This window comes from Pseudomonas phytophila, from assembly GCF_025643095.1.
In the GTDB taxonomy this organism is placed as follows: domain Bacteria; phylum Pseudomonadota; class Gammaproteobacteria; order Pseudomonadales; family Pseudomonadaceae; genus Aquipseudomonas; species Aquipseudomonas quasicaspiana.
Genome location: NZ_CP081201.1, coordinates 6,410,253 through 6,424,285 on the forward strand (window position 1 = coordinate 6,410,253; position 14,033 = coordinate 6,424,285).

Annotated in this window: 12 protein-coding genes; 6 read left to right on the forward strand and 6 right to left on the reverse strand. The window is 56.9% G+C overall.

From position 1 onward, the window contains the following. Positions 1-7: 7 nt before the first annotated feature. Complete coding sequence (locus K3169_RS28955; protein ID WP_411567061.1) at positions 8-1,003, reverse strand: amino acid ABC transporter substrate-binding protein; 996 nt, start codon at positions 1,001-1,003, stop codon at positions 8-10. A gap of 197 nt (positions 1,004-1,200) precedes the next feature. Here K3169_RS28955 and K3169_RS28960 point away from each other — a divergent pair, with 197 nt between their 5' ends. Then, complete coding sequence (locus K3169_RS28960) at positions 1,201-2,073, forward strand: LysR family transcriptional regulator (protein WP_263269296.1); 873 nt, start codon at positions 1,201-1,203, stop codon at positions 2,071-2,073. A 210-nt stretch (positions 2,074-2,283) separates the two neighbouring features. Here K3169_RS28960 and K3169_RS28965 read toward each other — a convergent pair whose 3' ends face one another. Next, the gene (locus K3169_RS28965) at positions 2,284-3,168 is read right to left on the reverse strand and encodes a bestrophin family protein (RefSeq protein ID WP_231674956.1); all 885 of its coding nucleotides are present in this window, start codon (positions 3,166-3,168) and stop codon (positions 2,284-2,286) included. Between the two features lie 228 nt (positions 3,169-3,396). Here K3169_RS28965 and tkt point away from each other — a divergent pair, with 228 nt between their 5' ends. Beyond that, on the forward strand, positions 3,397-5,472 hold the full coding sequence (gene tkt / locus K3169_RS28970; protein WP_231674920.1) for a transketolase: 2,076 nt from the start codon (positions 3,397-3,399) through the stop codon (positions 5,470-5,472). Positions 5,473-5,744: 272 nt separating this feature from the next. Here the strand turns inward: tkt and K3169_RS28975 are convergent, their stop codons facing one another. Both K3169_RS28975 and K3169_RS28980 read right to left on the reverse strand, forming a co-directional pair. Next, on the reverse strand, positions 5,745-6,956 hold the full coding sequence (locus K3169_RS28975) for a YeeE/YedE family protein (RefSeq protein ID WP_231674919.1): 1,212 nt from the start codon (positions 6,954-6,956) through the stop codon (positions 5,745-5,747). A 204-nt stretch (positions 6,957-7,160) separates the two neighbouring features. After that, on the reverse strand, positions 7,161-8,696 hold the full coding sequence (locus K3169_RS28980; protein ID WP_263269299.1) for a PLP-dependent aminotransferase family protein: 1,536 nt from the start codon (positions 8,694-8,696) through the stop codon (positions 7,161-7,163). 89 nt (positions 8,697-8,785) lie between these two features. Between K3169_RS28980 and K3169_RS28985 the strand changes: the two genes are divergently transcribed. The 4 genes from K3169_RS28985 to K3169_RS29000 all read left to right on the forward strand — a co-directional run bounded on the left by K3169_RS28985 (position 8,786) and on the right by K3169_RS29000 (position 11,471). Next, complete coding sequence (locus K3169_RS28985; protein ID WP_231674917.1) at positions 8,786-9,409, forward strand: FMN-binding negative transcriptional regulator; 624 nt, start codon at positions 8,786-8,788, stop codon at positions 9,407-9,409. Between the two features lie 172 nt (positions 9,410-9,581). Then, a complete protein-coding gene (locus tag K3169_RS28990) occupies positions 9,582-10,028 on the forward strand; it encodes a GNAT family N-acetyltransferase (protein ID WP_231674916.1) in 447 nt (148 codons plus the stop codon). A 10-nt stretch (positions 10,029-10,038) separates the two neighbouring features. Then, positions 10,039-10,713, forward strand: a complete 675-nt coding sequence (locus tag K3169_RS28995; RefSeq protein ID WP_231674915.1) for a GNAT family N-acetyltransferase — start codon at positions 10,039-10,041, stop codon at positions 10,711-10,713. A gap of 164 nt (positions 10,714-10,877) precedes the next feature. Continuing rightward, positions 10,878-11,471, forward strand: a complete 594-nt coding sequence (locus K3169_RS29000; RefSeq protein ID WP_231674914.1) for a hypothetical protein — start codon at positions 10,878-10,880, stop codon at positions 11,469-11,471. Between the two features lie 52 nt (positions 11,472-11,523). On the opposite strand, the gene K3169_RS29005 is transcribed toward K3169_RS29000, so the two are convergent. Then, complete coding sequence (locus tag K3169_RS29005; RefSeq protein WP_263269304.1) at positions 11,524-11,802, reverse strand: helix-turn-helix transcriptional regulator; 279 nt, start codon at positions 11,800-11,802, stop codon at positions 11,524-11,526. Between the two features lie 417 nt (positions 11,803-12,219). Next, positions 12,220-14,028, reverse strand: coding sequence for a sodium-extruding oxaloacetate decarboxylase subunit alpha (oadA, locus tag K3169_RS29010; RefSeq protein ID WP_263269306.1), 1,809 nt, complete (start codon positions 14,026-14,028; stop codon positions 12,220-12,222). Positions 14,029-14,033 lie beyond the last annotated feature (5 nt).

Genomic DNA, 14,033 nt, shown 5'->3' on the forward strand with positions numbered 1-14,033 from the left:
GACGCGATCAGCGGATTGGTGGCGCGTACAGCAGGCCCTGATCTTTCCAAGAGCGGTTAAGGCCGCGAGGGAAGTTCAGAATGGTTTTCTCGCCGAGGTTACGGTCGTAGATTTCGGCGTAGTTGCCGACCTGCTTGATAGCGCGATACGCCCAGTCGTTATCCATACCGAACGCCTTGCCCACCGTACCTTCGGTGCCCAGCAAACGCGCGACGTCCGCCGAGCCGCCCTTCTTGGCGCGCATCTCATCGACGTTGGCCGAGGTGATGCTGAACTCTTCGGCAGTCATCAGCGCATAGGCGGTCCAGGTCACGATGTTGCGCCACACGGTATCGCCTTGAGCAACATAAGCACCCAACGGCTCCTTGGAGATCACTTCAGGCAGTAACGCGTAGTCTTGCGGGTTGTTCATGACGGCACGGCGTGAGGCCAGACCCGACAAGTCATTGGAAATTGCGTTGCAGCGGCCACTCTGGAAGGCAGCAAACAACTCAGGGCTTTTCTCGATGATCACGGTCTTGTAGGTCAGGCCGCGCTGGCTGAAATAGTCGTCCAGGTTCTGTTCCGACGTGGTGCCCGGTGACAGGCAAAAGGTTGCGCCATCCAGGTCAGTCAACTTCTCGATACCATCTTTGGCGTGGGTCATGAAGCCCTGACCGTCGTAGAACCAGACAGTGGTGAAGTCCACACCGAGGCTGGCAACGCGGTCGGCCGTCCAGGACGTCGCGCGGGACAGCACGTCGATTTCGCCAGAGGCCAATGCAGTGAAACGGTTCTTGCCGGTGGTCGCGATGTATTCAACCTTGCTTGCGTCGCCCAACACAGCGGCTGCTACGCCGCGGCAGAGGTCAACGTCCATGCCGGTCCATTGGCCCTTGTCATCAATCAGGGAGAAACCTGGTTTGTCACTGGCAACGCCGCAACGCACAGCACCGTGCGCTTTGACCTTTTCCAGTACACCCGCTTGCGCACCTGCAGCACCCACGAGGCTGATCAGCAACATTGACGACTTGATGAAAGTCTTAAGGCCATTCCGTTTTTGCATAGCATTGCCCCTTCTACGACAGATTTTTCTAGTTATGGATGAACCACGATGGATCGGCAGGTGGCGATTACCTGCACAATAGCCATACAAAACCCGCATGCGTTAGCGACTGTTGATCCACTATGCTGGTCGCGCTATCGAATTTTGGAATAACTATGGATATCGATTGGTACGAAGACTTTCTGGCCCTGGCCGATACGGGCAAGTTTACCGCCGCTGCCAGCATGCGCGGTTCATCGCAATCGGCGCTGAGCAGACGCATCCAGTTGCTCGAAAACCGCCTGGGCGCGACGCTGATAGATCGCAGCAAAAACCCCATCCGGCTGACCGCTGCTGGTGAGGCGCTGCTGCCCAATGCCTCGGAGCTGGTACGTCTGGCGCGAGATTGCGAGCAAAGCGTGAAGATCATTGACCGCCCCCTGACTTTTGCCTCGCTGCATACCCTGGGCTGCAATTTCTTTCCGGACTGGATCAGCCAGTTCTCGTCCGCCGAGTCGCCCATGTTCACCCGCATCGATACGGGCTATCGCAGTACCGATGATTACTACATGGCGCTGATGTCCGGACGCTGCGACTTCATCCTGTTCTATCGCGATGCCCAGACCGAGCCGTACTCCCGACAAAGCGAATTCGAAGAGCTGTCGCTGGGCCACGATGAACTCTACTGGGTCGCCACGCCAGAAGTGGCAGCTCGCTGCGCCAACTCCGATGCGCCCATCCCATGGCTGACCTATGCCCGCAGCGCACAACTGCATGACCTGTCACACAAACAGGTCAAACGCCACCCGCAACCGCACCGCCTGCGCCGGGTATTCGAAGCGACAGTATCGGAAGCCCTGAAGCCGATGGCGGCTGCCGGACACGGCGTGGCCTGCATGCCACACACCATGGTTGCGCCGTTGATCGAGCGAAAGGAATTGGTGCGCCTTTACCCAGAGATGGAGTCCGATCACCTGGAAGTGATTCTGGTGCGCTGGCGGGGTAACAGGAATGCCGAGGCGGATGCGTTTTGGAGGCGGATTTCTTGAATGCAACCCAGTCTGTAGCCTCCGATCTGTTGGAGCGAGGCTTGGTCTGGGCGGCATTCCGACGAAGAACGATAACGCAGTGCTCCTGATATACCGAGTTGTCTAGTTCGCGGGCAAGCCTCGCTCCAACAGATCTCCTCGGCACATCAGGCAGTTATATGCAGTTAGATAAAGCGCCCGAGCCGTAACAAATCCTGCATCAAAACTCGCTTAAACCGTGCACTCTTCCTTCGCATCCCGAAGCATGGACTCCAGGTTGCGCTCGATGTTTTCGCACAGCTTGGTCATCTGGATTTCATGCTCGCTGGCTTTGAACGGGCTTTGCAGGTCGGTGCCGATCTTTTCGATGGCCAGCAGCATGAAGCCAACGACAGTTGACGCCAGCGGCGTATACCAGCCCAACGTGTCCACCAGACCAATCGGCAGGATTACGCAGAACAGGCTGATGAACAAACGCGGGAACGCCACGTAAGGGTAAGGCAGCGGCGTATTGGCGATACGTTCCATGCCACCCTGGCAGTTGGAGAGTTCCACCATTGTCGATTCGAGACGCGCCAGACGGATGCTGTCCAGACGGCCGGCTTTGTACTCTTTGGCCAACAGTGCAGCCGAAGTATTAAGTATGTCGTTGGGGAAGTTGTTGGTTTCGTGCCTGCGTGCGTATTCCTCGCGGGTTATCAATGACTGTACTTCGTCGCCACAGGATTCACCCTTCAGATGCGCAGACAGGCATTTCACGAAGGCCACATGGCGACGCAGCAACACTGCTTTCACGGGATTCAGCTCGCCTTCATCCTCAACCAGCGTCAGCACCTGACGGGCGAAGCTGCGGGAGTTATTCACCATCGCGCCCCACAAGGTACGTGCTTCCCACCAACGGTTATAGGCACTGGAGTTGCGAAAGCTGGTGAGTACCACCAGCGCAGAGGCCAGCAAGGTCAAGGGCAACGAGGGCAAGCTGATCTTGCGATCCAGAAACAGCATGAAGTCCGCCGTGACCACGATGTCCCAGATCAGCAGCCAGAACAGTGACCAGCCTACGTAACCAATGGTTTTGATCAGAAATCGGTATTTGTCGATGATGGCTTGCTTCAAAACGATTACCTCATGGGCTACTGCGTAATACACGCCGCTCACCTGCTTCGAATGCCATTGAGGTATATGGTTCGCGACTGACCGCATAAAAGCTGAACCGTTTAATGTTCAGTTAAGGTTGGGCCGTAATGGCCATCGGACAGCCCCAAAATACAATGAACAAAAAGCCCTCGGCTGCGCTCCACACTTATCTGGATGTTCAGCAGCACGTCACTGAGGGTAAATTCAATGGGCTCGTCTTTTTCCAGCGAACAACGCACCGCACGCGACCAACTCTGTATCAACACCATTCGCACCCTGGCCATGGACGCCGTGCAGAAGGCCAACTCTGGCCACCCAGGAACGCCAATGGCTTTGGCGCCGGTGGGCTACACCGTCTGGAATCAGTTCCTGCGCTATCACCCTGAACATCCGGACTGGCCAAATCGCGACCGTTTCGTGCTGTCGGTTGGTCATGCCTCCATGTTGCTCTACTCGTTGCTGCACTTGGCAGGCGTGGTTGAAATTGATGAGCACGGCAAACCATCAGGCAAACCAGCGATAAGCCTTGAAGACATCAAGCAGTTTCGCCAGATGGACTCCAAAACCCCCGGCCACCCGGAATACCGCATGACTACGGGCGTGGAAACCACCACTGGCCCACTCGGCCAGGGCTGCGCCAACAGTGTCGGGATGGCGATGGCTGAGCGTTGGCTGGGCGAGCGCTTCAACGCACCTGAACGCACACTGTTCGATTACAACGTGTACGTGCTGTGTGGTGACGGCGACATGATGGAGGGCGTGACCGCTGAGGCGGCCTCCATGGCCGGACACCTGAAACTCGCCAACCTGTGCTGGATCTACGACAACAACACCATCAGCATCGAAGGCCACACTGAGCTGGCCTTCAGCGAAGACGTGCAAACCCGCTTTGAAGGCTACGGCTGGAACACTCTGCATGTGGCCGATGCCAACGACACCGAAGCGTTGGCCCGGGCCCTTGAGGTGTTCAAACGCACCGATGACGCGCCGACCTTGATCGTAGTCGACAGCGTGATCGGCTTTGGCTCGCCCAACAAACACAACACCGCAGCGGCCCACGGTGAGCCCTTGGGTGACGATGAAATCAAGCTGACCAAAAAAGCCTATGGCTGGGACGAAAACTCCAGCTTTCTGGTGCCCGACGAAGCGCGCACCTGGTTGCACGACGCCCTGATTGAGCGCAATGCCAGCAATTATGAAAGCTGGCAAGGCGCGCTCAATAAGCTGGAAGAAGAACAAGCGGATCTGGCCGATGAGCTGCAACGCATGCGCGCTGGAGAAATGCCCGAGCAGTGGCAGGACAACCTGCAAACCTTCGAGACCGACGCCAAAGGCATCGCGTCGCGCGCTTCCGGTGGCAAGGTCCTCAATGCCTTCGCGGCGAAAATCCCCTGGTTACTGGGCGGATCGGCTGACTTGTCGCCATCGACCAAAACCAACCTGACGTTCGACGGCGCCGGGAGTTTTTCGGCTGACAATTACAGCGGCCGCAACTTGCACTTCGGTATTCGCGAACACGCCATGGGCTCGATTGCCAACGGCATGGCGCTGTCTTACGTACGACCCTACACCTCGACGTTTCTGGTGTTCAGCGATTACATGAAGCCGCCGATTCGCCTGGCGTCGATCATGGAGTTGCCGGTGATCTTTGTCTTCACCCACGACTCCATCGGCGTTGGCGAAGACGGCCCGACTCACCAGCCTATCGAGCAATTGACCCAGCTTCGCGCTACGCCCGGTTTGCTCACACTGCGCCCCGGTGATGCGAATGAAACCGCACAGGCCTGGAAAATCGCCTTGGCGCAAACCAGTCGTCCGTCTTGCATTGTGCTGTCTCGCCAACCGCTGCCCACGCTGGACCGCACGCAATATGCGTCGGCAGAGGGTCTGGCCAAAGGCGCTTATGTGTTAGCCGATGCCAAAGACGGCGAACCTGAGGTGATTCTGATTGCCACCGGCAGCGAGGTTGGCATGACCGTGCAGGCGTTCGAGCAACTGAAAGCCCAAGGCGTTGCTGCTCGCGTGGTATCGATGCCGAGTTGGGAGTTGTTTGAAGATCAGGATCAGGCTTATCGCGACAGCGTCTTCCCGCCCTCGGTCACCGCTCGGGTTGCGGTGGAACAGGCAGGCCCGCTGGGTTGGGATCGCTATGTGGGCAACACGGGCACCAAGGTCACGATGAATACCTTCGGCGCCTCGGCACCCATCGACAAACTGCAGGCCAAGTTCGGCTTTACGGTGGAGAACATTGTGAAGCTGGCGAAGGAGCAGTTAGAGCAGTGATCCCTTGTGGGAGCGAATTCATTCGCGAATGCGGTATTCCAGACCTATAGATCAGGTCGGATGTACGCGCTTCTTCGCGAATAACTTCGCTCCCACACAGACTGTGTGAAAACGTAGCGAGCGACGGCAAGACAATGCAAAAACAGGCGAAAAAGCGGAGTCTAGGTGTTCTAAATGAGCATTTTTTCGCCTGTTTTTAACGCAGTATTGCCGAGCGCAGTAGTTGTCACACAGTCTGCACAGGATTTGCTACAGCAGGTCAATGGTGTCGATTAGCAACCGCTCAACGCAACCTGCGGCTTCTCGCCCGGGAAGAAGAACGGGCGGAATTTGACGCCCGCCACGTTGCCAATGTACGCAGCTACCAGCCACAACCAGCCGTGCAGGCTGCCGGATGCGATACCGCTGAAGTACGCGCCGATGTTACAGCCGTAGGCCAGACGTGAACCGTAGCCCAGCAGCAGGCCGCCGATCACTGCCGCGACGATGGAGCGCGTCGGGATTTTCAGGTTGGGTGCGAATTTTCCTGCCAAACCAGCTGCCAGTAGCGCACCGATCATGATGCCGATATCCATCACACTGGTGATGTCTTCCCACACTGGCGCGGCCAACGCCTTGGCATTGGCGGGCATCTGCCAGAAGGCCCAACTGCCTACATCGACACCCAGAGAACCCGCGACCTTCGCGCCCCACAGGGCAAACGCCGAAGTGATGCCCCAAGGGCGACCGGCCAGGGCCAGGGTTGCGTAGTTAAGCAATGCCAAACCAATCGCGCCCCACACCAGTGGCCATGGACCGTGCAGGAAGCGGCGCAGGCCGACGTGTTCACTGGTCACCGCGGCTTCCAGTTGGCCGTGACGGCGCTTTTCCAGGCGCACAGTCACGAATGCAATGGCCGCGAACACCGCCAGACTCAGCAACAGCGCAGGGATTACACCAAAGCTTTTGACGATGGATGTTGCCGGAAAAGACGGCAGCGCAAACCACCAGTCAACGTGATGAGTCGCGATCAACGAGCCAAGGATGAAGAACAGCAGCGTCACCAGCATCCGTGCGTTACCGCCGCCCGCCGTGAACAGCGTACCGGACGCACAACCACCACCCAACTGCATGCCGATGCCGAAGATAAAGGCACCGAACACAACCGACACACCTGCTGGTGCAACCAGGCCATTCACTGGCTGACCGAACAACGTGCCCGCGCCCAACGCCGGGAAGAACAGCACCACGGCGATGGCCAGCATGACCATTTGCGCCCTCAAGCCCGCACCGCGCCGCTCACGAATGAACACCCGCCATGCGGAGGTGAAGCCGAAAGCTGCGTGATAAAGCGTCAGCCCTAACGCCGCGCCGACGATGAGCAGGAGCACCTGACGCATGCCAACGCTGCTCAGCAGAAACATCGCGATGAACAACAACAGGAAAGTAGCAATGAGCGGCGCACCGGGCTTGCGAGCCGGTGCCGCAGCAAGAGAAGTACTCATGGGAGGTCTCGGTTTGAAAAGGGTAATGGCGGCGAGTATATCGCGCACAAGCTTTCGTGATCCTGCCGAACTATCGGCAAACACTTCAACCCGTGGGACCGGATTCATCCGGGAAGGCAGTATTCCTGACGATGAAAATGCTGTGAATGTACCGGCCTCTTCGCGAATAAATTCGCTCCCACGGGGGATGTGCGCTGACCTTGATCAATCCCGCCAAACCTGCGTCAGCCTCTTCAGCGCATCCACAATATCCGCCTCGGGCACGGCCGCAAATCCCAGCACCAGCCCTGCCCTGTTATCCACAGGCTCACTGGATTCGGGCAGCCAATAACCGCTCAACGGGCTGATTTCAACGTCGACACTTTTGGCTTTTTCGATCAGTTCTGTTTCCCGCTCAAGGCTGTCCACTCTCACTGCCACATGCAGCCCCGCGACAACTTTGGGCATTGCTGCGCAGCCCGTTATGTTCTCGGGCCAGTGACTGAGCAGAGTATTGCGACGGCTCAAGGCAGCGCGGCGCATACGGCGGATGTGACGCTGGAAATGGCCCGCAGCGATGAACTCGGCCATCACCACCTGAGTACTGACTTCCGAATGGCGCATGTCCACCGCACGTCGACGGCTGAAAGGTTCCACCAACCCGGCAGGCAGCACCAGATAACCAAGACGCAACCCCGGATAAGCAATCTTGCCGAAGGTGCCGACATACAAAACCCGCCCGCTTCGGTCCAGTGCCGCCAGGGGTGCCAATGGCGCGCCGCTGTAGCGGTATTCGCCATCGTAGTCGTCTTCGACAATCCAGCCTTGTGCCTTCTCGGCCCAGGCGAGCAGCTCAAGGCGGCGCGCCAGGCTCATCACCACACCCGTCGGATATTGGTGAGACGGCGTGACATAAGCCAGTTTGCAGGCCTGCCGCTGCAACTGATCGCAGCGCATGCCGTCCTCATCAACGGCAATGCCATGCAACTTTGCTCCGGCAATGGCAAAGGCATGACCGGCGGCGCGGTAGCCTGGATTCTCTATCGCGACGCCATCACCTTCCTCCAACAACAGCTGTGCACAAAGGCTGATCGCTTGCTGCGCACCACTGGTGATTACTATTTGCTCACCGGTGCACTTCAGACCACGGGAAGTGCGCAGGTAGGCAGCGACCAGCTCGCGCAGACGTGTGTCGCCAGCGGCCGGGCCGTAACCGAGCATCGCCAGATCCGGCTTACGCCAAAAAGCTGCGTAAAGCTTGCCCCAAACAGCAAACGGAAATAGGTCAAACGCCGGAACGCCCACCCGGAAAGCCCGCGGCGCGCTTGGCGAATAAGTGCCCAGATGATGCGTCTCAAGCTTCTTGATCGCCGGGTTGTGGATAACTTGATCAAGAGAATTGGGTGAAGCATTTTCCAGTTTTGTGGATAAAGCTGTAGATAACCCTGTGGACACTTTTGTGGATAATTTTTTGCCGGGCATCACCTGATTGGGTAATTGCGCCACGTAGGTTCCGTCTCCAACACGCCCGTCGGTGAAACCCTCGGCGTAGAGCTGATCGTAGGCGCGCATCACGCTATTGCGGGAGATGCTCAAGGATTCAGCCAGATCGCGACTGGCTGGCAGTCGCGTCCCACTGCTCAAGCGCCCGTCCAGGATACGCGCGCGCAGTGCCTGATAAAGCTGACGACTCAGACCCTGACGGCGATCCAGCTCAATGCCGGCAAGGCTGAACGGGAATGATGGCGGTTGTTCGGACATGCATTGGCCCTATCGAATTGGCTATTAATGGCTCTTACAACCAACCAATAGCCTGCCTAGGATTGAGACTTCGGCCAAGAGATATTTCCATGTACATACCGAGCGCTTTCAAAGACGAAGACCTGGGCAGCCTGCACGCGCTGATTGAGCAGACTCGACTGGCGATCCTGGTCACCCACGACGAACACGGTATGCAGGCCACCCATTTGCCGCTGCTGTTGCGCGCGAATGAAAGCTCCAATGGCACCCTGTACGGACACCTGGCCAAGGCCAACCCTCAGTGGCGCGCGTTGGAGAACGGCGCACAGGCTTTAGTGATTTTCCCCGGTGCAGACGCTTATATCAGCCCGTCGTTTTATCCAGCCAAGGCCGAGCACGGCAAAGTGGTGCCCACCTGGAATTACGTGGCCATTCACGCTTACGGCGTTGCGCAGGTTTTCAATGATCCGCAGCGACTGCTGGACGTGGTCAGTGGCCTGACCGACAAACATGAAAACGGGCGCGCCACCCCTTGGGCCGTGGCCGATGCGCCCGCCGATTACATCGACAAGATGCTCAGTGCCATTGTCGGCTTCTCGCTACCCATCGAGCGTCTGGAAGGTAAACGCAAGCTAGGTCAGAACCGCTCTGCTGCTGATTACGCAGGCGTACGTGAAGGGCTGACGGCCAGCGCAGATTCAAAAGATCAGGAACTGGCTCACCAGATGAGCTGAAAGTGTTTTGTGACGCAAATCAGGATCTGCACGCTGTTTCGTGGCAAACATAGAGCCTGTAGGAGCTGCCGAAGGCTGCGATCGCGATGTATCAGGAGAAATGCTTCGCAGCCTTCGGCAGCTCCTACAGAAAAGCACTTAGTTCAGTCAGCTATTCCGCCAGGAGACTGTCATGACCGACATTCAGATCCGCCCCGTTACCGAGAACGATCACGCCGCATGGTTACCGCTATGGCAGGCCTACCTGACGTTCTACAAAACCGAGCTATCCGACGCTGTAATTGCGAGTACCTGGGCGCGCTTTCTCGACCGGTCCGAACCGACCAATGCGGCATTGGCCTGGCAAGACGGCAAAGCGGTGGGCATGGTCCATTTCATCTACCATCGTTCGAACTGGAGCATTGCCAATGCCTGTTATCTTCAGGACCTGTTGGTAGCACCGGAACAACGTGGGACCGGTGTAGGCCGCCTGTTGATAGAGCACGTTTACACCACTGCCAAAGCCAATGGCTGCGACAAGGTGCACTGGCTGACTCACGAAACCAACGCCACCGCGATTCAGCTTTATGAACGTATCGCCGAACGCCCGGGCTACATTCAATTTCGCAAAATGATCTAGGAAAGAGTCCATGCCGAACCCTGTACCTGATTGGCAGCCCGCCAGACTTCCAGATGCCCGAACGCTGGAAGGACGCTTCATCCGCCTGGAAAAACTCAGTGTCGCGCGCCATGGCGATGGTTTGTGGGCTGCGCTGCAAGGCCCAGGCTCTGATCCGAAGTTGTGGGACTATTTGCCGTACGGTCCGTTTCTGGAGCGCAGCGATTTTGATGCCTGGCTAACCCGCCATGCAGCCGACACCGATCCCTGGTTCTACGCCATCGTCGATCAGGCCACAGGGGCCACCAACGGCTGCATAAGCTTTCTGTCCATTGTCGCCGCCCACGGCCGGATCGAGATCGGTCATGTGACCTTCGGCGCATCGATGCAACGTACGCCGAAAGGTACTGAGGCGATTTATCTATTGGCTAAAGAGTCATTCGCGCTGGGCAATCGCCGTCTGGAATGGAAATGCAACGCCAACAACGCTCGCTCGAAACGCGCCGCCGAGCGGTTTGGCTTCAGCTATGAAGGCACCTTCCGCCAGCACATGGTCGTCAAAGGCATCAATCGGGACACAGCCTGGTATTCGATCATCGACGAGGAGTGGCCTGAGTTGCAGAAGGCATTTGAGGGTTGGCTGGCAGTGGATAACTTCAAGGAGGGGCAGCAGGTAGAAGGGTTGGAGGCATTTCGAAAGCGCTAAGAATTTTTCGGCCCTACTCGCGTTGCTCGTGAACTCAGAACTGCGTCGATCCAATAACTGGACACATATCAACGCCTACGATCTCGTTTAAGCGACTAACGTTCAGTCATGCCTATCAGGCATAGAGTCACTAACCCGTAATAAACAACAAGGACGTTGTGAGAATGAATATCTACACAAAGGCATCGGTTCACAAAAACCCATGGCGCGCAGTTTCCCCGGTTCTGCATAACGGAAAGTACGGCAGCATTATTCTCGATCAGGGAGGGAGGATGAAGGCCTTAACTTCCTCCACCTTTAACGGTTACCTTTTTGATGAATCGGCTATTGGTGCTCAGTCGCTGGTTATCGTCGGTACCTCATTGGAAATTTTCGAGTTTCTTCTTTCCAATCAAAAACGAGGGATCGAGAACAGGATCAAAGAGCTGCCCGAGATCTATATGGGCATCGCAACGTATAAACCTCAGGAACGTTTCAAAGCCGTATTTCCTTTGGGCGATGCGTTGGTCAACGTTGCCAGTTACTTCGCCAGCACCATTCCGGTACCGGACTGGGTAACATTTGTTTCAAGTCCGACTAGCCTGGAAGCCATCAGAAAGTCCCTTCTCGGTCTGACCGAGGCGCAGAGAGAAAAGGGAGAAGTCCTGTATGTAAAACTGGGTTACCTGCCTGAAGACGGCATGCAGAAGATCGCGACTAAAAGCATCACCTTCAAGCAAGTGGCTGAGGCCATTCAGCAGCGCTATAAAAAACCATAAGAATCGACAGGAGCTGGATTTCTTCTGATTCCTGATGCGTGGTGAGACGCCATTAGCTGATCTGCTTATGACGCCTCACCACGCCCATCTGCAAACCGAACGGCCGGAACACGGCGTTCAACGACTTGAGCGTCGGGTTACCCTCACCCTGCTCGATCTGAATCAGCGTACGCACCGAGATTTTGCACAGTCGGGCGTACTGACTTTGATGCACCCTCGCTCCCTCCACCCGCAGGCGCTTAACTGCTTCACCCATCTCAAGGCTTCCGTCAGCGATACCCTGCTGAACACTTTCGATCAGCAGCGCGCGGGCGTCGATGGATAAGGTCATTGCAGCCCCCAGCCTTGTCTGAAAAATCCTTTGGAGGCGTCGAACGAAAGGGTCATGGCATCCTTCCAGAAGCCACCGCCATAAATTTGAAGGGTGAGGTTATACATGGGCAGCCTGCAATTTATTGCACCTGATAGACAGTAAAAGTGCATATGTCTGCACTATAGTGCATTTTCAATTGCCAGATCCTCTTATAAATGCAATTTAATGCAGTTAAGGATTTGGAAGCAAAAAAAGGGAGCCACGAAGGCCCCCCGAGGAAATCTTGAAATTCAATGCTTGGCATTACGGCCTTGTGGGAGTGAATTTATTCGCGAAGAGGCCGGTACACCTGAAACATATGCAGCGTTTTCACCGCAGCATTCGCGGATAAATCCGCTCCCACATGAGTCCCCCACAGTACGGGACCGTGTCTGATCAACCCTCAATCTCAACCAGTATCTCGCCCGGATTGACCCGATCCCCCTTGGCCACGTGAATGGCGACCACCTTGCCGGCGATTGAAGCTTGAACTTCGGTTTCCATCTTCATGGCTTCGGTAATCAAGACCGCCTGACCGGCTTTGACCATGTCGCCTTCCTTGACCAGCACATCGACGATGTTGCCGGGCATGGCAGTGCTGACGTGGCCCGGCCCTGTGGCCTGGGCGCGCTTGCTGGCACCGCCGCTGACGAACTGATTGAGCGGCTCGAACACCACTTCTTCCGGCATGCCATCGATGGACAGGTAGAAATGGCGCTTGCCTTCAGCCTTCACACCCACGCCAGTGATATCCACGCGATAACTTTCGCCGTGCACGTCGATGACGAACTCGGTCGGTACGCCCTCCCCACTCGCACTGCTCACGCCACCCGCTTCCGGAATAGGCAACAACTCTTCGGGCTTGAGCGCGCCAGCAGCGCGATCTTCGAGGAACTTGCGGCCAATGTCAGGAAACATGGCATAGGTCAGGACGTCTTCTTCGGATTTAGCCAAAGCACCGATTTCGCCGCGCAGCCTGGTCATTTCCGGCTTAAGCAAGTCAGCAGGTCGCACGTCGATCAGGTCTTCGTTACCGATTGCCTGACGACGCAGTTTTTCATCCACTTGACCCGGCGCCTTGCCGTAGCCGCCTTGCAGGTAGAGCTTCACTTCATTGGTGATGGTCTTGTAACGCTCACCGGCCAGTACGTTGAAGAACGCTTGGGTACCGACGATTTGCGAGGTCGGCGTGACCAGCGGTGGATAACCCAAGTCCTTGCGCACCCGCGGAATCTCGGCCAGCACTTCGCCCATACGATTCAGCGCACCCTGCTCTTTTAGCTGGTTGGCAAGGTTGGAAATCATCCCGCCCGGCACCTGATTGACCTGGACCCGCGTATCGACAGCCGTGAATTCGCTTTCGAACTGGTGATACTTTTTACGGACTGCATAGAAATACAGACCGATTTCCTGCAGCAGCTCCAGGTTCAGGCCAGTATCAAATTCGCTGCCTTTTAGCGCGGCAACCATGGACTCAGTGCCTGGATGGCTGGTACCCCAAGCGAAGCTGGAGATGGCGGTGTCGATATGGTCCGCGCCGTTTTCGATGGCCTTGAGTTGGCACATGGCAGCCAGACCCGCCGTGTCGTGGGAATGGATGAACACCGGCAGCGACTGCTCGGCTTTGAGTGCCTTGACCAGTTCGCCCGTGGCGTAAGGCGTCAGCAAACCGGCCATGTCTTTGATTGCCACTGAGTCGCAACCCATGGATTCCATCTGTTTGGCCTGACCGACGAAGGCCTCGATGGTGTGCACCGGACTCGTCGTGTAAGCGATGGTGCCCTGAGCATGTTTGCCAGCGGCTTTCACCGCCTCGATGGCGACGCGCAGGTTACGCACGTCGTTCATGGCGTCGAAGATACGGAACACATCAATGCCATTGGCCGCGGCCTTGGCGACGAAAGCTTTGACCACGTCGTCGCTGTAGTGGCGATAACCCAACAGGTTCTGGCCTCGCAGCAACATTTGCAGACGTGTATTGGGCAATGCGGCCCGCAGTTGGCGCAAGCGTTCCCACGGATCTTCTTTCAGAAAGCGCACGCAGGCATCAAACGTCGCGCCGCCCCAGCACTCCAGCGACCAGTAGCCAACCTTGTCGAGCTTGTCGCAGATCGGCAGCATGTCCTCGGTGCGCATGCGCGTTGCGAGCAGCGATTGGTGGGCGTCACGCAGGATGGTGTCGGTTACGAAGATTTTCTTAGACATTTGGA